This is a genomic window from Natronomonas sp. EA1, from assembly GCF_051195035.1.
GTDB lineage: Archaea > Halobacteriota > Halobacteria > Halobacteriales > Haloarculaceae > JBNTJV01.
The window spans coordinates 121,333-143,644 of sequence record NZ_JBNTJV010000006.1 but is presented as its reverse complement, the minus strand read 5'-3'; the positions used below and the strand labels follow the sequence as shown (position 1 = coordinate 143,644).

Here is a 22,312-nt window from a genome sequence, read left to right as displayed (position 1 = left end):
CACTTCGCCGGGATGCCCTTTGCGTACACGAAAATCGACGGCGTCTACGTCTGGACCCACGGCGGCTATCAGATCGCCCGCGGCCACGACGACTATCCGATCTTCATCCAGGTCGCCGATCAGGACGTCGAACAGTGGACGGCGTTCTTTGATGAGTTCGGGATTCCGAGCCGGATTGAAGAGCGGCCGGATGCGAGCGACTACGACGCGACCGTCTCGTACGTGTTGTTCCCGACGAGTGGGGAGATCACTCGCGAGTGGGTCGACGGCAATCCGGTCATTCCGTTGGACGAGACAATCGAGCACATGTTGGAGTACCGGGTGAACTACGAGCCAGCGTTGGAGATGATCGCCGACGAGTACGACCGTGATATCGACGCGTCCCACGAGGATCCGCGTCTCAATGCATGAGCCTCGGCGAACGCGAAGACGAGCTGCTGGACACCCTGGAGACAGTCATTGACGCTGACCTGCCGTACGTGCTCGTCGGTGGGTGGGCGATCGCGGCGTTCAATCAGCGCTTCACCACGGACGTCGACGTCGTCATTCCGGCACAAGCGGTCGACGACTACACCGACCTTCTCACCGCCCGCGGCTACGAGAAAACGGCCGACGTCGAGCGAAACGAGCTCTACGAGGGCCGTACTATTCGATTCACGAAAGACATCGGGAATCCGGTTCGGTTCGACGCGATGGTGGACGCGCTGGGCTGTCGCCAGACGGAAGCTGAATGGTCGTATCGCTATCTGGCCCAGCACTCCGTCACCCAGGAACTGCGAACCGGGCGCCCGGTAACAGCCAGGATTCCGGAACGGGAGTTGCTGTTTGCCGTGAAACTTCACAGTGGCCGCAAGGCAGACTCCCGGGATCTGGTGGTGCTGGCTGCTGACGCGGATTTCGACCGGATCGCGACCCATCTTCATCGCGGGGTGTCCAAGAAGCTCGCTGGTCGCATCGAGACTGTTCTCGACCGGCTCACGTCGGAAGATTTTGCGGACGCGTTCAAAGGGGTCTTCGAACAGCAAACGGTTCCCGAACAGGATATCGATGCCGTCGTTGAGTTCCTTCGTGACCAGCAGCGCCGAATCGATTCTGAACTATAACATCGACTGCCGGTGGGGTATGTCTTGAGACCGATCGAAACACGCAGGGTCGGACGCCGAACGAATTAACCAACAGAGTGGGATAGTACCCTCCGGCGTTGGTTAACAGCCGGGAAGGAGGTGTTCAGCCGTCTACAACTGTCCCGATGACCTCCTGCGCGGTCGAACTGATCCGGCCGAGTCGCTCCTGAATGCTCTCCGCATCGTCGTCCTGCCACGCGGCAAGATAGAACGCTGATCCGCTCGTATCTAGGTTGAAATACCGCCCGACGATGTACGCAACGGCTTCGGCTTCGACCTCGCGTTTTGCACGCTCGGGTTCGTCGTCGACATCGAAATGGAGCAGTGCGTGGGCGTACTCGTGAATCAACGTCACGGCGAGATCGGCCTGATTTGAGCGGGCTTTCGCTTCGACGACGGGTTGGCATCCGTGGAGAGTCCGGTGTTTGCAGACGCCTTTCGCGTCGCCATGCTCCCACTCGGCAGCGTCGACGACACGGACGTCGATATCGAGCGTAGCTGCTGCATCAAGGAGCGCTGGCACCAGGTCGTCGGCGTCACCAGCTGCCTCGGTTTCCAGCTCGGGGAGCGGTTCGCCCTCGGTTTGAGACACATCGAAGACTGCCGTTGGTTTGAATCCAACCAGTCCTTTCGACCACTCCTCGGGCGGCGTCTCGTCGTACTCACAGTCACTGTCCTCGTGGTAGCTCGGCGAGTTCTCGCATTCCGGGCACTGCTTGGTGATGATCGGCGCCCAGATCCAGATGGCCGACTCACCCTCCTTGACGTGGCGGTCGAACTCCTCCTGCCACGTCCGGTAGCCAGCCACCCGGCTCGCCTCGGGACACTGTCGCTTGATGAGGAGCGTGTTCCGGTAGGAGTAGTCGTGGAAACGACTCTGGACATCGAGCCACTCTTGGAACTCTTCGCTGGCCTGCGCGTCGTCGACGCCGGCGACAAGGTCGTCGATCCACTGTTCGATGGTACTGTTCATCTCGTCTGATCGCGTGTCGGTCTGGTCGAAGGAGACCGACGAGTCTCTGGTCGTAGACATCGTGATCACCGAATCGAATTCACGGCGACTGCGTCTGTTCAGACCGCACCGCACCCTTCAGGGGCGTCCAAAAAACCGCTCTGTCGGTTAGCGGAGCTCGTGACGTTCGTCTGCAAAGCCGACCGTAACGAGGTACTCGAGGAACTCGTCGAACTGCTCGACGTCACTGGGCGTGTCGGTCGCAAGATGACGCGCCCACTCGATGGCCCACTGGAAGGCGGGATCCGTGCCGCCCTTGCCGTGTAGATACCACCAGCGAGCCGCTTTGAGAACCACTATGGGATTCGTCGGCGGCTGCTCACCGGCGAGCCCACGGGTGATGGATTCGATTTCGTCGGGGACGTCGGCGGGATCGACCTCCGCTGATTGCGTGTTTGCGATATCGACTGGGATGTCGTCGATCGAGACGTTGTCGGGACTCTGTTGTTGACTCACAGGCAGTCACCTCTGAGGACTCTTGATGGAGCCCTCGCCCTCTCCGGGGGCGCGAAAAACCAGCACGCGGATTTCTATACTAGTAATTGGTTTTCAAAGCTGTATTGGATATGGCACATGTAATCTGACGCCCTGAGGAATCCCGTCCCTCGCGCCTGCCTGTCTGGGGTGGCACACTCTTTCTCGGCAAGTGTTATGGGACCAGACTAAGACAGAGAATTTATGGCTGAATTATTGGTTTTCACGTTTCTCGCCTCTATCGTTGCCGTCTATTCTATCCTTCCTCGACACCGCCAACTCCGTGTTCGATACAATCTATGGACGAAGCCCAGATTCGCGTATATCTTGATCGCCTTCCTGGTGATTATCGGATCGTATTGGCTCTCAATCTATTTGGAGAGTCTTGAGGCGGCCAGCGTACCGGTTAGCTATGGGGTTGGTTCTGTGGAGGTCACCCCGCTGCTGGTTGAATCTCTCCAATTAGTTGCCGTACTAGGGATTGTCGGATTGTTCTTGGGGGTCTTTCTGAAGTCCTCTGTCAGGGTGAAGAACGAAGGGAAAATAGTGTCTATTCTTCGTGATCTGAATAATCAGGGCGATTATAGCACACTAGTCAATCTCCTTCAGAACCATTATCGGCCTCTTGTTCACCACCCGGAGGAACCACAGAGGCAGCCCAGTTTAGCAGAGGTTTACGCGCGAGAACTGAGAGAGGAGGTGGAAGATGAGCCTGATTCACTGAGAGAGAGGGTAATCCGGTGGTACCGGGCTCAATACTATGTTCAGCTGGTTAATTATTGGTTGATGGATACTGCTCCGGAGGCGTCGTCCTACACTGAAACCCTGTTCCTTGATCCAGAATTCAGTGCGCAGTATCCGGTGATCGACCCCGATCTTGGAGTGAAATTGATTCGTGATGATTCTCTGGAGGGCTTTCAAAGACGGAAAGCTGTTCATCGATATCTTCGCACGTTGGTAAAGACCGAGAACAGTCTCCTATATCGGGATCTGCAGAATAACACCAGCACAGACGGAATGTATCGATACAAGATCGAGGAAGATAATCGGCTCATTCACGCCTTGTTTTCGGATATGGATCGAGTTGAGGACTTAGATATATACAAGCCGGTCGGTGATGCCGTCCGGGATATAATTGTAGACCAGCGCAGGCAGGAATTCGACGAGTACAATGATCAACGGCTAACTGATACGAGAATCTCAGACGACCATATTTTTCGAGATCCGGTGTTCATCGGCATCCAGTTTTTCGACGTGCTGGTGAAAGAGGCGTTCCATCAGAAGGTTTCGTGGCATGTGTGGCTCTCTTACTATGAGACGTTCACACGAGAGATCTGCCGGAACTACGAAATAACGGAGTACAGTGACCCAGATGCTTCAGTGCCAAACGACTACTCTCGGCTCCTGAACGAGATGGTCGGGAATATGTGTGACTGGATGCGGATGATGCAGGCAGAGGTAGTCTCACGAACCAGCGATACCGAAGCTTGTGATGTGCCACTGCACGCACCTGAAGAGGCAACGACGTCCGCCGCCCGGACCTCGACAAATAAAGACAAGAGTTCAGTTTCTAGTGAAACCGCCAGTACCGAGGACGAAACGGGTGATACGGACGAATTTGAAAAGTACCTCACTATTCGGAGCTCATACACTGGGCGTGATTCTGCCAGCATCCCCAAGATGACCGGAATCATCTTGGTATCGTGCAACGAGGAGATACTGACCACCAGCGAAATCCCGGATCGGTTCAAACGAGACATTACGGAGAGAATCCTCCTGACCGGGGTCGAACTCCGAAACCATGGGGAGGGGTCGTTGCCGTGGGAATACAGTGAGCTGTTGCTCGCAAATCTTGAAGAGCGGCTCACGGGTAGACGAGCGACCCCACAGTATGCGGAGCAGTTACAAGATGTCTATGCGGACATCCGAGACGAGGTATTCATCGAAGAGGATGTCGGCGTGGATTTCGTCGACAGGTTAGACGAGCTGATTGGACATCCCTAATCACATTGGAGGCTACTCTCCGATCGCATCTATCAGCGTCAAAACGTGAATTCACGGTGGTGGCAGGTAGACACTCTGCTCGCCGGCGATCTCCTCCAGGTTGTTCCGGTGACGGTGGTTGAAGTAGCACTCGTAGCTGCAGTATCCACAGATTGCGCCGATATCGTACTCGGCGACGTACGGACCGCGGCGAGTTCGCCAGACGTTCGTCCCGCACTCGGTACAGGCGGCGTCCTCGAGATCGGCCGGACTCGGCCCCTCGTACTCGACGTTGAGCCCCTCGTCTTGCGGTGTCGTTTCGGGCCAGATTCCGTGGGTTCTCCAAAACTCACGGACGCGAGCGAGGCTGTGGCGCACCGTCTTTCGCACGGTGACGTGGTCGGCGTCGCGACCGCTGTCGTCCCAGCCGTCGGCCGTCCAGAACTCACCGAACTGCGCGCCGCGATGCAGCCCGTTCCAGTCGACGCCGACGATGTCGGCTGGTGGCTCGTCCGTGAGTGTCGGTCGGGTCAGCTGTCGAATGGCGTCGAGCTGTTTGGGCGGACTCCCACCGAGGATGTGGACGCGCCGCCCTCTCCAATCGGCAGGGTCGGAGAACTCGTGGGCCAGGCGGTCGGCGTATCCTCGTGAATACCCGAGGACGAGGGTCTCGGGAATCGCGTCGATCACCGCCCGCGACTTCGGAACGACGATGAGCTCGGCCTCGGGATAGCTCGCTTGGATCTCACGAGCAGCAGCGACGTGGGCGTTGACATCGTCGATATCGTCGACGTCCCCGATGACCCCGACCTGTGGTTCGTGCTCGAAGAAGCGGTCGACGAACCGCTCCAGATCGGGATTCCGGAAGTCGTTATCGAGCATCCCGACGGGAATGTCTAATCCGTGAAACTGCGTTTGTTGATACCCACAGTCTTCGCGAAAGCCGGGTAGATATCCGAGGTCGAAGGCATCGATCGCGAACGGAGCTCGATGAAGGAACGCTACATGGTCTGCTTGTCTAGCTTCGACAATCTTGCGAGCAGTGCTGCCGCTGGTACTACATTCGAGTGACATAAATTCGAGCTGTGGGGCGCAGCTTGCTGCCCCGCACCCTCTCAGGGGCACCAACAACAGGGTTTGAGGACTATTAACCAACAAATGGCTAAATCCAACTACTGTTGGTTAATCATTACACCCAATTATTGGCTATGACTGTGTTTAGAAAATAGTCAAGTAAGCTTTCACGCTAGATGGGATTTAGCACTGGGTGAGCTGTAGAGAGGACTATAATCGGAACTCTTACTTGAGAGTCTATTCAATTCGATTACGATGGCACAAGGGACGGAACGACTTCGACGCTATCTCGACGATGAACTTGAGGAGTGTCGCAGCGAGGACGTCGAGCGCCGACTCGACGAACTCAGCACCCTCGAAGCAGCACTCGGGACTACGCAGGTAGAGGCTGAACTCGATGTGCTCTCGGCACTCTCCAACGAGACACGATATACGATCATCCGTGTGCTCGTTGCCGCACAAGAGGAACTCTGCGTCTGTGAGCTGAATGCGGTCGTTGACGTGACCGAGAGCGGGCTCAGCCACGCGCTCTCGAAACTCGTCGATGCAGGATTGGTCGACGGCCGGAAGGACGGCCGGTGGAAGAAGTACCGTGCTACCAACCGGGCTGTTGCGCTCATTACCGTTCTTGAGGGGAGCGTGACCGATGAGTAACGCCGACGCCCACGACCACGGCCCCAACTGTGACTGTGAGAGCTGTGGCGACCCGCGGTCGATGGACTTTCTCGATAAGTACCTTACCGTCTGGATTTTCGGGGCAATGGCGATCGGCGTGGGACTTGGGTTCGTCGCCCCGTCGGTGACCCAACCGATTCAGAACTTCCATCTCGTCGAGATCGGCCTCATTGCGATGATGTATCCGCCACTGGCGAAGGCCGATTACTCGCAACTTCGGACCGTCTTCAGCAACTGGCGAGTACTCGGGTTGAGCCTCGTGCAGAACTGGCTGATCGGCCCGACGCTGATGTTCGGGCTCGCGGTCGTCTTCTTCAGCGGGCTCGTCCCAGGGCTTCCGGCGCGTCCCGAATACTTCCTCGGGCTCGTGTTCATCGGGATGGCCCGGTGTATCGCGATGGTACTCGTCTGGAACGAACTCGCAGAAGGCTCGACCGAGTACGTCACCGGGCTCGTCGCGTTCAACAGCCTCTTCCAGATCATCACCTACGGCGTCTACGTCTGGTTCTTCGCGCTCTTCCTCCCGCCACTTCTGGGGATGGAGTCACTCGTCGCTGGCATCACGACATTCGACATCACGCCGATGCAGGTGTTCGAGGCGATCGTCATCTTCCTCGGGATTCCGTTCGCGGGCGGCTTCCTGACCCGGTATGTCGGAACTCGCGCCAAGAGCGAAGCCTGGTACGATGATGAGTTCATCCCAAAGATCGACCCGCTGACACTCGTCGCGCTCCTGTTCACCGTCATCGTGATGTTCGCCACGCAGGGCGGCACCATCGTCGCCTCGCCGGGTGACGTCCTACTGATCGCCGTGCCGCTGACGATTTACTTCGTCGTGATGTTCTTCGTGAGCTTTGGGATGGGTCGCGGCATCGGCGCCGACTACTCGACGACGACGGCAATCGGGTTCACGGCGGCATCGAACAACTTCGAGCTGGCAATCGCCGTCGCCGTGGCGGTGTTCGGCGTCGGCTCCGGCGTCGCATTCGCGACCGTCGTTGGCCCGCTTATTGAAGTCCCCGTCTTGCTTGCGCTGGTCAACGTTGCACTGTACTTCCAGCGGAAGTTCGATTGGGGAGACTTCGATACTGGAAGTCTCGAGCCGGCTGCACTAAATCCGGAGACTGACGACTAACCACGACAAAACAATGTCATCCAACACTGAAACCGACGACCCGATTCGTATCGCCTTCATGTGCGTCCAGAACGCTGGCCGCTCACAGATGTCCACGGCCTTCGCAGAACGTGAACGAGAACGCCGTGACCTCGATGACCGTGTCGAAATCCTCACTGGAGGTACCCACCCGGCCGACCACGTACACGACGATGTCGTTGACGTGATGGACGAAGTGGGGTTTGACCTCTCCGACCGGACGCCACGAGAGATCACGCTGGACGAACTGCGTTCCTGCGACTACGTCGCCACGATGGGTTGCTCGACACTCGACGTCGGCGATGTCGGTGAGGACGTCGATGTCCGTGATTGGGCGCTGGAGGATCCTGATGGACAGGATCTTGATCAGGTAGGCGAAATCCGTGACGAAATCGAACAGCGGGTTATCTCGTTGTTCGATGAATTCAGCACTGTTGAGTAATTCTTCCGAAGTATTACTCTTCGTCTTCTCGCAACGCTTCTGCTTTCCACTGGAGTCGGCGCAGAATCTGCGTTCGATTTTGGTGGGCGTTCTCGTAGGCAACACACTCCCGGAGCGTCTCCATATCGGGGATCGTCGCGATCCCGGCCTTGATCAGGCGCGTGTTCGGTGCTTCCAGACGCTTTTCTGGAGGGAATTCGTCACTCTCTTCGTCGTCAGTGGTTCCCATCTCAAAGAGCCTCCATCCCTTTGGGGCTGACACAAACAACTCTCCGGACGATAATGCCCATCTCTAATAGAGATAAAACCGATACAACGGTTACCGTAATGGTCATTCCCCGCGAGTGTTTACAGGCCCGTATGGAGCGAAAGACGATCTCCGTCACCGGGATGTCCTGCAACGGGTGCGAACAGAACGTGGAGACCGCCCTGCGAAACCTCGATGGTGTGAATCGGGTCGAGGCCGACCACGACGCTAACACGGTCGACGTCGTCCTCGAGGATGGAGTCTCAGACGACGACGTGAACGCGGCAATCGAACAGGCTGGCTACGACATAAAGGCTTAATCGGCTGTCAATCGGCCGTCTCCACGCTCGCCGTCGGTGCGGTCGTCGAGGGCGAACTCGGTGTTGACACCCTCGCCGGAGAGGAGTTGACCAGCGAAGCTGTTGGCGAGGACGGCCGAGACGGACAGCACCATCGCGAGCATCGCGAACACTGGGTGAACGAGCCCCGTGGTCGCGGCGGCGACACCGAGCCCGTTGAACGCGAAGGCCGTCGCGAGGTTCTGACGGGTCTTCCGGTAGCTCTCGTTCCCGATCTCGTAGGCGTCCATCACGCCACCAAGCCGGTCGCCCATCAGGACGATGTCCGCCGATTCGATGGCGATGTCGGTCCCGGCGCCGATGGCGATCCCGATATCGGCCTGCGTGAGTGCGGGAGCGTCGTTGATGCCGTCGCCGACCATGGCTACGCGGTGGCCGGCTTCCTGTAGGCGACCGATCTCTTCGCGTTTCTCGTCGGGTAAGACGTCTGCCATAACGCGGTCGATGCCGACCTCGTCGGCGACCGCGTTGGCGGTGCGCTCGTTGTCCCCGGTGATCATCACGGGCGTGATGCCGGCGTCGCGAATCCGCCGGCTGGTCTCGGCGGCGTCTGCTTTGATTTCGTCGCCGATGCCGATCAGGCCGATGAGGTCACCATCACGAACAACTCCGGCAACGGTGAGGCCGCGGCCCTGAAGTCGCTCAATGTCGTCGCCCTCCTTCGACAGGTCGATCCCCTCGTCGCTAAGCCATCCCGGTTTCCCGATCAGCACGTCGTCGCTGGCCACGGTTGCCCGGACGCCCTTGCCGGTCACGGAGTCGAAATCATCGGGGTCAGCGTACTCGACATCTTGCTCGTCGGCGAACTCGAGGATCGCATCAGCGAGAGGATGCTCGGAGAACGCCTCTGCACTGGCCGCAGTCGTGAGTACATCCACCTCGTCGGCACCGAACGCGACGACCTCACTGACGGCGGGTTCGCCGACGGTGATGGTGCCGGTCTTGTCCAACACGATGTGGTCGACGTCGGGGAATATCTGGAAGGCGTCACCGGAGCGCATCAGGATGCCGTGGTTCGCCGCCTTCCCGCCACCCCGAATTAGGGCGAGCGGTGTCGCCATCCCGAGCGCACACGGATAGCCGAGCACGAGGACAGCCAGCGCTGCGAACGCGCCGCGCTGGACGTTGGGGTCTGCTCCCCACGCGAGCGGTGCGACCACCCAGAAGAGGAACGAGAGCGCGGCAATCGTCAAGACGCCTGGGACAAAGTACTTGAGGACGCGGTCGGCGAGCTGGATGATGCCGGGTTTCATCGCCCGCGCCTCCTCAATCTCGCGGGCCACTTGGTTCAGGAACGCGTCCTCGCCGGTTGCAGTTACCTCGATGAGCAGCGTCCCGGTCTCGTTGACGCTGCCGCCGATCACCTCGTCGCCTTCGGCCTTCTCCTCGGGGATGGACTCACCGGTGGCAACCGACTCGTCGACTGTGGATTTACCCTCGACGACCTCCCCGTCGACGGGGATGTTCTCGCCGGGCTTGACCCGGACGCGATCATCGACGTCGAGATCGTCGACAGGGACCTCTTCGACATCACCGTCATCACTGACGCGGCGTGCCGTGTCGGGCTGGAGGTCGAGAAGGCCTTGGACAGCTTGGGAAGCCCGCGTGCGGACGATGAGGCTGGTGTACTCCGAAAGGATGTGATAGGTGGTGATGAACACGGAGACGGCGAAGAAGTGGACGGTCGGGAAGCCAGGGAACACGAACAGGCCAAGCAGTCCACCAAGGAGCCCTGCGAACGCGCCCGCTTCCAGGAGGACGTGCTGGTTGAAGATCCCCCGGCGCAGGCTCTGGAACGCCTTCTGTTTGATATACCGTCCGGGGCCGAACATCGTCCCAAGCGCCAGCCCCAGAGTCACCAGATCCATCGCGAGCGATGCCGACTCGAAGCGTCCCATTACGAGAATCATCCATCCCATCAGGGCAGCGACAACGATAGATGCGCCGCCTGCGAGGAGGAGGCGACGCTTCCCGTCGGCGAGTTCGGCCTGCTGTTGTTCGTAACGCTTCGCTTTATCCGGGTCGCGGATGGTATATCCGAGGTCCCGGAGTGTGTCCTTCACTTCGACTTCGCTCAAGAGGTTGTCGTCGTACTGGACGAGTACCTCCTCGTGGGCAAGACTCACGTCGACGTCCTCAACGCCGTCGGTTCGACTGTAGGCCTTCTTGATGCTCTCGGCACAGAACGAGCAGGACATCCCCCCGACGTTGAATTGGTCGTGTGTCGTTCCCATCGTACCTGTTGGTTATCGTGCGACGCGGATAACCATTATGACGAGAGTTATAGCGGTCTCGATATCATACTACCACTGTCGTTGGAATGGCGTTACTCTTACTGTCGTTGTCCGTCTATGTCGTCACAAGAATGGCGCTCCTCGAATCTGACGTGCCGATCCGCGAAGTCGTGACGACGGACCCGGAGAAAGCGAAGGCACTGGAGAACGATGTCCGGGTGAAGATCCTCGACATGCTCGCAACCGAGGAAATGACGATCGAGGAGATCCACGACGAACTGCATCGTCGTGGCGAAGAAAAGGCGGAGACGACGGTGCGCCACCACGTGAACGTCCTGAAGGATGCGGGGATGGTCGAGATTGCCCGGCTCGAAGAAGCTGGTGGGGGGACGCGGAAGTACTACAAGTCGAACACGCGGATTTTTTCGTATGACCTACCAGAGGACGCTGAGCAGACGCTCGCTGGGGCGCAGGAAACCGCGGCAGCCGAATTAGCAGGGCTCGTTGAGACGCTCTATGGGGAGCACGGCGACGACATCGAAGCGGTGGCACGAGAAATGAAGCCGTGCGAGTACTGTGCAACACAGCATTACGAGGAGTTCGTCCTCCGTGAACTGCTAAATCGCGCGCTTATTGACCTTACTGAGAATGGGACGCTGGAGAGTGTTCGGCGTGATTCAGAAGACGCCGGCGATGAAGCCGAGTCCCATGACGATGAGGACGGTCGCTGAGAACAGCGGCAGGTACGGTGTATACCGCTCGACTGTTTCTTCGTACTCCTGATAGCCGGCGATGAGGAGCATCGTTAACCCGACAATGCCGACGATGACCGTCAGCGCATACGCAGTCATCAGCTCCAGACAGTACGTCGAACCGGCACAGAGGCCGATAATCTCGAATTCTTCTTCGTGAGCGAACCCGAGGACGAATGCGAACCAGGCGATTCCGAGGAGTCCGCGGTCGGCGTCAGGAGCCGGATCGGTCCCGTGCTCGTGGGAGTGCCCTCCGATTTTTCCAAGCCGAATTTTCACCCGTGTAAGGAGCCCATCCGGGGAGTGTTCGTGCGTGGGTGGCGTGCCGTGACTGTGGTGGCTCGACTGCTCCTCCGTATGCTCATCGTGGTCGTGTCCGTGGCTGTCCTCGTGCTGGTGAGAATGGCCGTGCGTGTACTCTCGAATCCCGAGTCCGATGAGTAAGACGCCTGCGACGATGCTGACTGGACCGCCGATGGAAACGCCGCCAAGAATCGAGATCGGCTCGTTCACTTGGGTCAGCTGAAAGTAGGATTTCGCGTAGAAGAACACGCCGACCATCGCCAGACTGCTAATGAGGTGGCCGATGCCGATCAGCGAGCTGGCGGCGAGTCCGTAGAGCCACTTATTGGATTGATCGAGTGCATAACTCGCGGCGACCGGCCATCCGTGTCCGGGCTCGATGCCGTGCACGAATCCGAGCGCAATCGCGCCGACCAACAGTGGAAACGCCTCGCCGTGGAGCATTCATATATTCCTCTATCCCTGCGCTGTATAGCGGTTGTTAAGACTGAAACGTGAATTCCGTAATAATCGAGGGGTCAAGACAGTAGGGGATCAATTGGGGAGTATGCGCACGAGCTTGAACGTGTCTGAGGACATTCTCGAGGAGTTCGACGAGACATGGCAGGCTGAGGGGTTGGACTCCCGCTCGCGGGCGATTCGTGAAGCGATGCAGGAATACATCGAGGGACATTCACAACTCGAGGAGGTTTCAGGCGAGGTCGTCGCTGTACTGGCATTCGATTACCAGCACCACGAGGTGATTCACGATCTCCATTCGGCCCAGCACCAGTTTCAGGACGTCATCGAAACGATGAGCCATACCCACCAGGGCGAGTGGTGTTTAGAGACCGTCTTCTGTCATGGCGATGCGGCGCGGGTGCGGGAACTCGTGTATCGGCTCCGTGATTTCGATGGGGTTGGTCGTGTGAAGACGATGCTCCTCCGCAGTACTGCGCCGGCCGACCCGGAGTGAGATTCACTCGATACAGCAGCTCATCGTCGATATGTCCCGTCGGAACGCCTGACAGGCCTGTTTGAACGCCTCGGAGAATGTCGGGAACGGGTGGACGGTGTCGATGATGTCGTCGACCGTGAGGCCGAACGTCACCGCAAGCGTGGCTTCCATAATTATGTCGGCGGCACGGGGGCCGACCATGTGGACGCCGACGATCTCGTCAGTCTCGTGGTGTTTGACGACTTGGACGAGGCCATCCGTGTTCTCGACGGCCTTCGCTCGCGGGACATCCGCCATCTGGACGGTTCGGCACGAGCAGGTGCCGTGCTCGTCCATATACTCGCGTTCTGTCGTCCCGACTGCGGCGACTTCCGGGCTGGTGAACACGACTGCTGGCACCGCGTCGTAGTCGATGCTGACGCCCTCGTTGCCGAACGCGTTCTTGACGGCGTGATTGCCCTCCTTGGCGGCGACGGTCTCCAGTTCGGGCTCGCCGATCACGTCGCCCGCCGCGTAGATGTCGGGATTCGTCGTCTGGAAGTACTCGTCGACACGAATCGTCCCGTCGGGGTTCGTTTCGATCCCAACCGTTTCGAGGCCGATGCCCTCGCTATTCGGCTGGACGCCGGTCGCGACGAACAGCGCGTCGCCGGTGACCGTTCGCTCGTCTCCGTCGATGGTCGTTTCGACGGCGACGCCTGACTGAATCGCTTCGGCGCCGCCGTCGGCTGCTAGCGTGCGGACGCGCTGGAAGTCGTTGCCGGTGATCACCTCGATGCCCTCCTCCTCGAATGCACGCTGCATCTCGCGACCAAGTTGGCCTTCCATGTCCGAGAGGACGCGGTCGGAGCGCTGGAGAACCGTCACGTCGATGCCGACACGGTGCAGGATCTGTCCCCACTCCAGCGCGATGTATCCCCCACCGAGCATTAGGATACTCTCGGGAAGGTCGCGCTCCTCGAGGATGGTCTCACTCGTGTAGTAGTCGACGTCGTAGAGGCCGTCGATGGGCGGCGCCCACGGTGAACTGCCGGTCGCGACGAGGGCCTTCTTCCCAGTAATGTGTGCGCCCTCGTCGGCGCCGTCGACGACCTCGATGGTAGTATCGTCGACCAGCTGGCCGTACCCCTCGTAGATGTCGATCTCGAAGTGCTCGGCGACGTCGACGTAGTTCTCCTGCCGGAACCGCTCGACGAGTTCGTCGGTGTCGTTGAGGGCGGCGGCCCAATCGACGGTCGGCTCCTCGGGGTATCGAACGGCGTCGAAGGGGTTCTCCGACGCTGCAGCTCCGCTCTCGGCGACGGCAAGGAGATGCTTACTCGGAACACAGCCGACGTTCACGCACGTCCCGCCGATGGGCAAGCCGGTATTCACCATCGCTGTCGAGAGATCGCGTCGACTCGCTTCGGTGATTGCGGCGAAGGCTGCGGCGCCGCCACCGAGAATCACGAGATCGTAGTCGGCTGTCTGAGTCATCTGTGCCTATACTTTACGACGGGAAGTTCTTGTACTCCAGAGTCCGAAGCTATGGAGTAGGTTGGAGGCCACGAAGCTATGGCAGACACTACGTCATCGGCGCCCGCGTGCGATGTCGAGGGGACGTGCTACTGTCCGCTCACGGGTGTCATCGACACGTTGAGCCGGAAATACGCGATGCAACTCGTCAGCATCATCGGCGCACACGATTCGCTGCGGTTCGCGGAGATTGAGGAGCACCTCCCGACGGCGAGTACCTCGACAATCTCGAAACGACTCGACGAGTTCGAGGAGGCAGGACTCGTCTCACGGACGCAGTACAACGAAATTCCACCACGCGTCGAATACGCGCTAACTGACGAGGGTGATGAGATTCGTTCGAGATTAGAACCGCTTCTTGAGTGGGCGACGGCGAACTCCTGACGTACGGACTTTAGTGAATTTCATCCCACATCAAGTGGTGAGCAATTCAGATCGGAGTGCTGACCCAATGACTATCCTGTCTTCGTGTGCTACTATGTCGTATGATAAACGAGGGAGCGTCTGCACCGTCATTTACTCTTCCGGGTCTCCGTGACGGAGAACAAACCGGGTACTGCTTGGATGAGTCAACAGCCAATGATCGGGCTGCGTTGCTGGTATTTTACCCGTTTGATTTCAGTCCTATTTGTACAAACGAACTGTGTGCGATTCGCGATGCAGAGTGGTTTCAGCTAACGCCCGCTCTCGATGTCTGGGCAATTTCTGGTGACAGCGTCTACGCCCATCGAGCATTCGCCGAGGAATACGGCCTCAATTTCCCGTTACTTAGTGATAGTTCCGGGCGGGTTGCCGAGTCATATGACATCTGTTATGATGAATGGGAGAACCACGAGCGCGTCCCGCAGCGTGCCGTGTTTCTCATTGATTCCGAGCAAACGATTCGATACGCCTGGGCGACAGAAGATGCACTCGAGAAGCCGGATTTCTTCCCGGTTAAAGACGCTCTTGATACGCTTGAAGCGGAACGTGATGAATTCGGTCCTGAGGATGTCGAATTAGTAGTCGAATATAACGAGGAACCGGAATCTCTAACGTAGACTGCTATTTTAGGATTGTATCAGTGAACGCCGCTCCGACAATCAGCTCATGGCATCTTGGAACCGCTCACGAAGCGCGTCCTCGCGCTCCTCGAACTGGTTGACCTTCTCTTGCAGATCGTCGCTGATGCGCTCGATGCTCGCGAGCGCGCGCTCGCCGGCGAGCGACGCCTGCGACCCGTCATCGCCGTCTGTCTCCAGCTCCTCCTCGTAAGCGCGTTCGACGCGCTCGATGGTGCCCTCCGGGTTGAACAGGATGTCGTTGGCCGTGCGAACGTAGCCGTCCAGCGACGCACCCTCCTTGCCTTGGAAGAAGTGGGTGAGCGCGTACGTGGCGCCGGAATGCAGCGTCCACATATCGATCTCGACGGGGGAGGTCGCGTTGGCCTCCGCATCACTCGCAGCGCGCTCGGCCAGGTAGTCCGGGAAGCCCAGAAGACTGTAAAACTCCGTGACGGTGAACGGGAGCTCCGAGAAGTCGAGGTCGATGTCCTGGGCGTCCCGGATGAACTCGAATAGGTCGTCGGCGACGAGTTCGACCTGTGCGAGAAGCTCCTCCCACCAGGTGCGGAAGTTCCGCACGTCGCCGACGTGTTTGATGACCTCCTTGTCGGTGAGCGAACGCATCGTATTTGAACAGTACCCGTCCTGGGCGAACCCCTCGACGTAGACGGCGTGCTCACCGAAGAAGTCGTAGCCCGACGTGACGCCCATCGTGATCGGGTCCGACCGGCCGGGAAGGCGCACTTCGAGGCCGTCGAACATGATGTCCATATGGACCTCGCCGCCGCCCCGGTAGCGACGAATCTCGCCGAACATCACGTCACCCAGCGGCGTTCGGTCGATAGTCTCCTCCCGAAGGACCTCCTCCAGAGGGCCGTAGACGTCGACCGGGTTGATGATCGAGTACGAGTCGGTCGGAATATGGAACAAAGAATCCGTTTCGGCGTCCTCCTCACGGGCCTGCTCTCGAGCGCGACTCGGCTCGACGAGCGCGTTGAACCGCTCCGTCTCGACCCACTCGTCGGTGTACGGATTCTGGTACGCCACGGTCGTCTCGACGGCCTGCGGGAGGTCGCGGATCGCCTCAGCGAAGCTCACGGTGTCTTTGCCGCCGTGACGCTGACGATACCACTCGGGTAGTTCGGTGTCGGTACGTCCATCGACGCCTGCGAAGATGGTTCTCGACTCTGGGTCTTTCATCGTAGTCACCTCGACGCAGGAACGCTCATCGACGGCTGCCTGCATCGTCTCGCGCCCTGCGCCCCTCTGCCGGGCGCAACAACAACACCACGTTAACCAACACTAACCTAGGAAGCGGCTGTCTGTTGGTTAATCGAACCACCGTCGGGAAACTGTCGCACTGTCGTTACTCGGTGCTGGAGCGGCGTAGCCGAACCTGCTCCGGGTTCGGAACCCAGGGATGGTCCTCCCAGCAGTGAAGGGCGTGAGCATGGGGCGACTCGAACTCGGCTCCGCAGGATCCACACTCGTAGACATCGTCGGACCAGGGCTCACTGACGTACATCGCTGTCACCGTCGTCCCAACCGGCTCGGGAGCTCCGCTTCGCTGAACGTACCGGTAGCCGCGAACCGTCCGTTGACGGATCGCTGTCCGGGCAATCTCGGCGGGTTTGCCGTCGGGGAGATACACCCAGCGAACGAAGTCGTCGACCGACTCCTTGGCCGAGGGCTGGAGGATGAACCACCGCTCGTGGGCATCCCGGAACAGGTAGCGTTCAGTTCCCCTGTTTTGGAGGTACACCGGGTCACCTTGGCCGGGGATGAGTCGCAGCCCCTGGGCCGGTGATATCGGGTCCAACAGTCGCTCGACTACAGATGGATCGCGCTCCGGCTGGTTGTCCGAGTCTTCCTCTGCTGCAAACTCATCGAGACGAGCATTCGTAGTCACGGAGCCCACCGTCCGAGTGAGGACTGTTCCCGCTCAGACTCATCAGGAACTTCACAGAGGAACCGCCACTTCGGCCGCTCTCGGATTTGCTTGTCGGGCCGGTTACCTGCCTGTCCGGGTTCCGTTTTCCCGGCGCAGTGCCAGCCCTTGTCTCTGAGCGCTTTAATCATCGAGCCGTCGAAGTCAGCTCGCACGAACGTCAGCAGAAGGCGAACGCCTCGCCGCCGACCGTGCCGACGCACGAATCGTTCCATCGACCGGGCGAGGGCGGCGGAGGCGAGATTCGGGAAGTCGACGCCGATGCAGATCCGTGCTGCCTCGACGATCTCGTCACCCTCGTATCGCGTGCCGTCGTAGTCCAGCGAGCGAATCAGTGGATAGCGCCACGTAATCGCACCCAGTAGCTGGTCCTGGTAACAGAGCCCGTGATGAACGAGGTTCGTCCGCGGGACACTGTCCATATAGGAATGATGGGCTTCGTAGATCGCGCCGGCGACGTGCCGTGGGATCGATTCGATATGGACGCGCTCTGCGAACCGCAGGCCGAGCGGCGCCGTGACCGGCTGGCCGTCGCGATGAATGGGACACGAGCACCCCTCGGGAGTGCGCGTGTACTGGAACCCGGTACTCCGCCGCTGGCCGGGAGAACGTGTCTGAGTCACGAGTCGGTGCCGTCAGTCTGCTCTTGCCAGTCGTTGTACCGCTCCAGTTCGCGACCGATTTTCTCGAGCGCCTCGACCCCGCGTTCGAGCAGCTGGTGGGTGGCTCGTGACAGCCGAATTGTCTCCATCAGCACTCCCCCTCCGGTGGCTCGATGAGGTTGTTGCTCTCGTCGACCAGGGCCCGGATGGCCTGCTCGACATCGGCATCGTCCGAAACCGTCCGGCTCGCCAGGGGTGCCGGATAGGCGCGATCGCCCTGATTACAGAGGACGGCCAGCCAGCCGTCGGTTCCCTCCCCAAGCACGATGTAGTGGTCGCGATCAGCCCGCTGGAAGACTCGCCGGTCAGGGCGAGTGACCGTTCGCCAGTTCTCGGGGAGTGTCGGTGACGGCCCCCCGCCGTCGGGAAGGGCGACGACGTCGTCGGCGATCGTCGCCATCGCCGCGTCGATTTCTTCGCCGGTGAGGTGCCAGCACGCCGCCGGGCCGTCACACTCGAGCTGGCTGATCACGCAATTCCGGAACCCAATGTAGTGTTCTCTCGCGATCTGGGCGTCGTTGTAGTAGTCGAGGAGGAGCCCACAGGCGAGCTGTGCGGGCCCGCTTCCAGCGTATCCCCACTCGAAGCCTGTCGGGCTGTGGTTGACCAGATCGAGACTTCGATCGGGAGTGAGACGCTGGTGTTCGGAGAGATTCAGAACGACGGCCTGGCCGTCGATGCGAAAGCCGACGTATTCGACGGAGTCGTCGCGACGGTTAGCGAGCGCTTCTGTCTGGACTACGTTCGACGTGGTGCGTCGGGCGTTCCCGTTCATCGGTACGTTGCGGGAGTGGTGACCCCCGCACCCCTCTCGGGGGTTCTACAAACAGAGCCGGAAACGCCCTCACCGTCCCTACTGGCTAGCTGCGGGGAACTCGAACCCGCCGGTGTCGGTCTGTGACTCCTCCGAGTCGGTAGTTTCTGATTGGACTGCCTGGCGGGCGTCTTCCAGTTCCTCGCGGCGGTCGTCGACGCTCTGGTGGATGCTAATGTCGTGCTGCTCGCAGAGCGCTCGCTCGACCGCGAAGGTCATCTCGTCGAAATCGACTGCCGTGATGTCGACGTCCTCCGGTGAGGGCGTCTCATCAGCCACGTCGATGTCTCGCGACCAGGTATCGGCCGAAATGTCGCTGGTCGGGAGCCGCCACTCGTCACCCTCGAGCTCTTCACGCAGGTACTGCGCGAACTCCTTGTAGTGGTCGAGTGCGATCTTCTTCGTCGCTGAATCGGCCAGCAGCGCGATCGCGAGTTGATCGATGCAGGCCTCGTCGGCCTCCGGTCCCCAGTCGAATCCACCAGGAGCGCGGCGCAAGACGTGGAGGTGCTTGTCCAGTACGTCGCCATCGGGCGTGTACACCAGCTGTCCACCCATACAGCGTTCACCGCGGTACGCTCGTCCGCCGGTCATCGGAACCCACCCTCCCAGTGACCCATACCTCGTGGTCGTTCTGGGGGCTGGCGGGGGAAGGAATCCGACGGCCGACGGGCGGTATCTGGACCAGGTCCGGCTCCCTGATTGCTCCCACTCGCGGCCTCGGTTGGTCGGGGCCCGACGTACATCGGTTTTCGCGCTTGACTTCGCTCCGTGACGACCTCCCGATGGAGCATCGTACAGAGCTCCATGACGCTCTTGGCGAGGTCGAACGCCGCTGCTCGCGACCGGAGGTCGTGCTGACTGAAGAGGATCGTCCCATCGGCTCGATCGATCCGGACCAGCCAGTCCGAGGGTTGCTGGACGTGGCAAAGGACGGATTTCGAGAACTCGTAGGCGAACACGAAATGGTCGTCATCTGTTCGGCGTTGCAACCACCAGTTGTCGGGGGCGCTCTCGCTGTTGCTCTCAGAACTCATCGGTAATCCGGGACGAATGTGTCGTCCCGCACCCCTTGCGGGACGAACAACAACACCAGCGCTCACGTCGTCGCGACTTCGTCGCCACCGTCGGCAACGTATATAGTCATAGCAAGATACTGTCCAATTACATTCGGATGGCTGTACTGGACGACCTCTCGGGATTCGAGTTCGAGGACTTGATGGAGGACGTCTTCCGGAACCTCGGCTACGAAAACGTCCGCCAGGCCGAGCGGACGGCCGACGAGGGGCGCGACGTCATCATGGAGGAGATCGTCGACGGCACGCGACGGGCGATCATCGTCGAGTGCAAGCACACCGGGACGGTCGGCCGGCCGGTCGTCCAGAAGCTGCACTCGGCCATCGCGACGTTCGACTTCGACGGCCCGAAGCGAGGGATGGTCGCCACCACAGGTCGATTTACGAACCCTGCCGAGGAGTACGCTGACCGGCTCCAGCGGAACGACGATCCCTATCCCATCGAGCTGATCGACGGCGAGGACCTTCGGGAGATCGCCGACGAAATCGGTCTCGATCTCTACAACGGGCGCATCGAGATCCTCTGTGACGAGACGCTCCGACCGTACGATCCGGCGGCGGATGTCGACGCACCTGTCCAGGAGGCGTTCCGCGACATTGAGAACATCGAGGCCGCGGATCTGCCGGTGCCGCACTCGCAAGTGACGTTCCGACCAGTGGTTGCGATCACCGCCGACACGAACTCTGTCTTCGAGACCTCAGTCGGTGTCATCCACCGGATCAACGACCGCACACAGTTCGTTGTCCACGCTGAGCGCGGCCATCCGAAGGTGGCCGACGACGAAGTCGCGACGCTGGTCACCGAGAACTTCCACGCGACGGTCCCCCTCGATACCGGGCAGTTTACCGAGGTATTCGACGACGTCGACGAACGACGGTTCGGCCAGACCCAAACGGAGTACAAGGAGTGGGCTGTTGACCGCCTCCAGGATTACCACACGACGACGGTGACCTACACCGGCGACAATAACGTCACGTACAACAAGACCTGTGAGCCGAATCTCTCGGACATCTCAGTGCAATCGATTGAGCCGGTGTATCTACCTGAGGTTCGGCAGACGACAGAGATACTGGAGTACTCGTATCCGTACGAATACTATGCTGCTGGCCCCTCACGGGTCACTCTGGAGGACGGGATTCATCGCTGCGTCCACTGCGAAACGAGCGGCGTCGACGAGACGTACACCTACTGTCCGAACTGCGGGGCGATCGCCTGCGACACCCACATCAAGACCGAACGGCTCGAAGGGGAGCCGGTCTGTACCGGCTGTGCGGTGACCGAACGGTTCGCGCTGAAGAGGAAGTACTTCTACGACGAGGAGAACCTCGACGCGTTCCGCAAGGAGTACGCCGAGATGCCCCTCCACGAGAAGGCGATGGAGAACAAGCTGCTTGCTGGAGGGAGCGTGGTTGCGACGCTGCTGCTCGTCGTCGGACTACTCGTGATCGGCGGCATCATCTAACCCATCGCAATTTTCCGCCAGACTGCGTGGTTGGTGTTACGCGACTCCGTACTGGTCTTTGAGTGCCATATATTCGTTCTTTTTTGGGAGGATGACTGGCAGATCATCTGTTCTGTCGAAGTCGCCCTGAAGTGGCCGATACAACGCTTTCACAGTGGGTTCCAGGTCGTACCACTGTGCGGTCTCGACGAGTGTCTCCTGATCGATATCCTCCGCCTCGATCAGCAGCATCGAATAGCTGACCCGCCTAGATCCGCTATCCAGAAGGAGCGTATGGCATACGACTTCAGCAGGCGTTAGGTCTTCGTCCGGAGCATACCAGAACGGAGGCTCGCCGGCGAGGAAAAACTGTAGACCATACGCTGTAAACCGACCCAGTCCGGTCATCTCCCAGTCCGGAGCTGCTTGGAGTGCGTCCGTATCCTCGTCGGTCTGCAGGCGAACGAGTGCTCGCTTCGGATCGCACCACGCGATCGTGGCACTGGGAGCGATTTCCCGGACTCGGGCTCGATGTTCGTGCTCTACAGTAGCCCGGGCGAACGCCAACAGCGGCGAGACTTCGTCATGAAGGGCGTACTTCGAATCAGATCTGGAGAGTAGTGCTCGGTGCTTGAGCGGTGATAACGCGCTGTGGACACCTTGTCGAGTGATTCCGAGCCGGTCTGCGATATCAGCGATGTGTCGTGGTCTATCGAGATACCAACACACGCGGAGTGTGGCTGGGGAGAGCAGTTCCGTCCAGTCTACGTGGCTGAACTCCGACTGCAGCGTTCGATACGCTTCGGTAACTGGATGTTCCGCGATGCGGACACGACGCTGATTGCTGGACCCACGGGTTTCTGTGAGCAATCCCGCTGCGAGCAATTCGTTGAGTACGTCGTACAGATGGTCTCGTGAATATCCGGTTTCGGCCGCGAGTTCCGCCGGTGTTGCTTCACGGCCGGTACTCAGCGCGTCAAGCACGGCGAGTCCGGCCTTCGAAATCATCTGGGTCTTTCTAAACCCTAACTGTATAAATACGA

General features: G+C 59.6%; 25 protein-coding genes and 1 pseudogene. 12 read left to right on the top strand and 14 right to left on the bottom strand.

Annotated elements, in window-relative coordinates:
* Nucleotides 1-411, top strand: a pseudogene (locus ACQUQR_RS16500) (helix-turn-helix domain-containing protein); the annotation flags it as partial.
* Nucleotides 408-1,103 carry a nucleotidyltransferase domain-containing protein gene (locus ACQUQR_RS16495; RefSeq protein WP_103992930.1) on the top strand — a complete coding sequence of 232 codons (696 nt, stop codon included), beginning with the start codon at nt 408-410 and terminating at the stop codon, nt 1,101-1,103. The pseudogene ACQUQR_RS16500 and the gene ACQUQR_RS16495, both read left to right, overlap by 4 nt.
* 124 nt (nt 1,104-1,227) lie before the next feature.
* On the opposite strand, the gene ACQUQR_RS16490 is transcribed toward ACQUQR_RS16495, so the two are convergent.
* Together ACQUQR_RS16490 and ACQUQR_RS16485 are read right to left on the bottom strand one after the other, a co-directional pair.
* Entirely contained in the window at nt 1,228-2,157 is a 930-nt protein-coding gene (locus ACQUQR_RS16490) for an ArdC-like ssDNA-binding domain-containing protein (RefSeq protein WP_136689359.1), read from the bottom strand.
* 87 nt (nt 2,158-2,244) lie between these two features.
* Nucleotides 2,245-2,592, bottom strand: a complete 348-nt coding sequence (locus tag ACQUQR_RS16485; protein WP_435197489.1) for a hypothetical protein — start codon at nt 2,590-2,592, stop codon at nt 2,245-2,247.
* A gap of 222 nt (nt 2,593-2,814) precedes the next feature.
* Between ACQUQR_RS16485 and ACQUQR_RS16480 the strand changes: the two genes are divergently transcribed.
* Nucleotides 2,815-4,614 (top strand): hypothetical protein, encoded by a 1,800-nt coding sequence (locus ACQUQR_RS16480; protein ID WP_435197488.1) that lies wholly within the window; start codon nt 2,815-2,817, stop codon nt 4,612-4,614.
* A 51-nt stretch (nt 4,615-4,665) separates the two neighbouring features.
* Here the strand turns inward: ACQUQR_RS16480 and ACQUQR_RS16475 are convergent, their stop codons facing one another.
* On the bottom strand, nt 4,666-5,667 hold the full coding sequence (locus ACQUQR_RS16475; protein WP_435197487.1) for a DUF6610 family protein: 1,002 nt from the start codon (nt 5,665-5,667) through the stop codon (nt 4,666-4,668).
* Nucleotides 5,668-5,922: 255 nt separating this feature from the next.
* On the opposite strand from ACQUQR_RS16475, the gene ACQUQR_RS16470 reads away from it, so the two are divergent.
* The 3 genes from ACQUQR_RS16470 to ACQUQR_RS16460 are packed head-to-tail and all read left to right on the top strand — an operon-like array spanning nt 5,923 to nt 7,937.
* Nucleotides 5,923-6,321, top strand: a complete 399-nt coding sequence (locus ACQUQR_RS16470) for an ArsR/SmtB family transcription factor (protein WP_430506149.1) — start codon at nt 5,923-5,925, stop codon at nt 6,319-6,321.
* Nucleotides 6,314-7,477 carry an ACR3 family arsenite efflux transporter gene (arsB, locus tag ACQUQR_RS16465; RefSeq protein WP_430506148.1) on the top strand — a complete coding sequence of 388 codons (1,164 nt, stop codon included), beginning with the start codon at nt 6,314-6,316 and terminating at the stop codon, nt 7,475-7,477. Before ACQUQR_RS16470 ends, arsB begins: the two co-directional genes overlap by 8 nt.
* A gap of 13 nt (nt 7,478-7,490) precedes the next feature.
* Nucleotides 7,491-7,937 (top strand): low molecular weight phosphatase family protein, encoded by a 447-nt coding sequence (locus ACQUQR_RS16460; RefSeq protein WP_430506147.1) that lies wholly within the window; start codon nt 7,491-7,493, stop codon nt 7,935-7,937.
* A gap of 13 nt (nt 7,938-7,950) precedes the next feature.
* Here ACQUQR_RS16460 and ACQUQR_RS16455 read toward each other — a convergent pair whose 3' ends face one another.
* Nucleotides 7,951-8,166, bottom strand: a complete 216-nt coding sequence (locus tag ACQUQR_RS16455) for a hypothetical protein (protein WP_430506146.1) — start codon at nt 8,164-8,166, stop codon at nt 7,951-7,953.
* 131 nt (nt 8,167-8,297) lie between these two features.
* Here ACQUQR_RS16455 and ACQUQR_RS16450 point away from each other — a divergent pair, with 131 nt between their 5' ends.
* A complete protein-coding gene (locus ACQUQR_RS16450) occupies nt 8,298-8,504 on the top strand; it encodes a heavy-metal-associated domain-containing protein (RefSeq protein ID WP_426963462.1) in 207 nt (68 codons plus the stop codon).
* On the opposite strand, the gene ACQUQR_RS16445 is transcribed toward ACQUQR_RS16450, so the two are convergent.
* Complete coding sequence (locus tag ACQUQR_RS16445; protein ID WP_435197486.1) at nt 8,501-10,777, bottom strand: heavy metal translocating P-type ATPase; 2,277 nt, start codon at nt 10,775-10,777, stop codon at nt 8,501-8,503. The genes ACQUQR_RS16450 and ACQUQR_RS16445 overlap by 4 nt on opposite strands.
* Nucleotides 10,778-10,908: 131 nt before the next feature.
* On the opposite strand from ACQUQR_RS16445, the gene ACQUQR_RS16440 reads away from it, so the two are divergent.
* The gene (locus ACQUQR_RS16440) at nt 10,909-11,508 is read left to right on the top strand and encodes an ArsR/SmtB family transcription factor (protein ID WP_103993006.1); all 600 of its coding nucleotides are present in this window, start codon (nt 10,909-10,911) and stop codon (nt 11,506-11,508) included.
* On the opposite strand, the gene ACQUQR_RS16435 is transcribed toward ACQUQR_RS16440, so the two are convergent.
* Nucleotides 11,455-12,276, bottom strand: coding sequence for a hypothetical protein (locus tag ACQUQR_RS16435; RefSeq protein WP_103992928.1), 822 nt, complete (start codon nt 12,274-12,276; stop codon nt 11,455-11,457). The genes ACQUQR_RS16440 and ACQUQR_RS16435 overlap by 54 nt on opposite strands.
* A 103-nt stretch (nt 12,277-12,379) precedes the next feature.
* Here ACQUQR_RS16435 and ACQUQR_RS16430 point away from each other — a divergent pair, with 103 nt between their 5' ends.
* Nucleotides 12,380-12,787 carry a CopG family ribbon-helix-helix protein gene (locus ACQUQR_RS16430; protein ID WP_011222470.1) on the top strand — a complete coding sequence of 136 codons (408 nt, stop codon included), beginning with the start codon at nt 12,380-12,382 and terminating at the stop codon, nt 12,785-12,787.
* 3 nt (nt 12,788-12,790) lie between these two features.
* On the opposite strand, the gene merA is transcribed toward ACQUQR_RS16430, so the two are convergent.
* Nucleotides 12,791-14,245: a mercury(II) reductase gene (gene merA / locus ACQUQR_RS16425; RefSeq protein WP_103992927.1), complete on the bottom strand. Its 1,455-nt coding sequence runs from the start codon at nt 14,243-14,245 to the stop codon at nt 12,791-12,793.
* Nucleotides 14,246-14,323: 78 nt separating this feature from the next.
* Here merA and ACQUQR_RS16420 point away from each other — a divergent pair, with 78 nt between their 5' ends.
* Nucleotides 14,324-14,668: a winged helix-turn-helix transcriptional regulator gene (locus tag ACQUQR_RS16420; protein ID WP_089649946.1), complete on the top strand. Its 345-nt coding sequence runs from the start codon at nt 14,324-14,326 to the stop codon at nt 14,666-14,668.
* A 101-nt stretch (nt 14,669-14,769) separates the two neighbouring features.
* Nucleotides 14,770-15,324: a peroxiredoxin gene (locus ACQUQR_RS16415; RefSeq protein WP_089649945.1), complete on the top strand. Its 555-nt coding sequence runs from the start codon at nt 14,770-14,772 to the stop codon at nt 15,322-15,324.
* 42 nt (nt 15,325-15,366) lie between these two features.
* On the opposite strand, the gene ACQUQR_RS16410 is transcribed toward ACQUQR_RS16415, so the two are convergent.
* The 6 genes from ACQUQR_RS16410 to ACQUQR_RS16385 all read right to left on the bottom strand — a co-directional run bounded on the left by ACQUQR_RS16410 (nt 15,367) and on the right by ACQUQR_RS16385 (nt 19,345).
* Nucleotides 15,367-16,527, bottom strand: coding sequence for a hypothetical protein (locus ACQUQR_RS16410; RefSeq protein ID WP_240728576.1), 1,161 nt, complete (start codon nt 16,525-16,527; stop codon nt 15,367-15,369).
* A gap of 166 nt (nt 16,528-16,693) precedes the next feature.
* Complete coding sequence (locus ACQUQR_RS16405) at nt 16,694-17,236, bottom strand: hypothetical protein (protein WP_430506199.1); 543 nt, start codon at nt 17,234-17,236, stop codon at nt 16,694-16,696.
* Nucleotides 17,233-17,898: a hypothetical protein gene (locus tag ACQUQR_RS16400; RefSeq protein ID WP_103992925.1), complete on the bottom strand. Its 666-nt coding sequence runs from the start codon at nt 17,896-17,898 to the stop codon at nt 17,233-17,235. The genes ACQUQR_RS16405 and ACQUQR_RS16400 overlap by 4 nt, the downstream gene beginning before the upstream one ends.
* A complete protein-coding gene (locus ACQUQR_RS16395) occupies nt 17,895-18,026 on the bottom strand; it encodes a hypothetical protein (protein ID WP_268806888.1) in 132 nt (43 codons plus the stop codon). Before ACQUQR_RS16395 ends, ACQUQR_RS16400 begins: the two co-directional genes overlap by 4 nt.
* Nucleotides 18,026-18,712: a DUF6166 domain-containing protein gene (locus tag ACQUQR_RS16390; protein WP_103992924.1), complete on the bottom strand. Its 687-nt coding sequence runs from the start codon at nt 18,710-18,712 to the stop codon at nt 18,026-18,028. Before ACQUQR_RS16390 ends, ACQUQR_RS16395 begins: the two co-directional genes overlap by 1 nt.
* 78 nt (nt 18,713-18,790) lie before the next feature.
* The gene (locus ACQUQR_RS16385; RefSeq protein WP_103992923.1) at nt 18,791-19,345 is read right to left on the bottom strand and encodes a DUF6166 domain-containing protein; all 555 of its coding nucleotides are present in this window, start codon (nt 19,343-19,345) and stop codon (nt 18,791-18,793) included.
* Between the two features lie 580 nt (nt 19,346-19,925).
* Between ACQUQR_RS16385 and ACQUQR_RS16380 the strand changes: the two genes are divergently transcribed.
* Nucleotides 19,926-21,290 (top strand): restriction endonuclease, encoded by a 1,365-nt coding sequence (locus ACQUQR_RS16380; protein ID WP_011222458.1) that lies wholly within the window; start codon nt 19,926-19,928, stop codon nt 21,288-21,290.
* 36 nt (nt 21,291-21,326) lie between these two features.
* Here ACQUQR_RS16380 and ACQUQR_RS16375 read toward each other — a convergent pair whose 3' ends face one another.
* The gene (locus tag ACQUQR_RS16375) at nt 21,327-22,277 is read right to left on the bottom strand and encodes a hypothetical protein (RefSeq protein WP_011222457.1); all 951 of its coding nucleotides are present in this window, start codon (nt 22,275-22,277) and stop codon (nt 21,327-21,329) included.
* Nucleotides 22,278-22,312 lie beyond the last annotated feature (35 nt).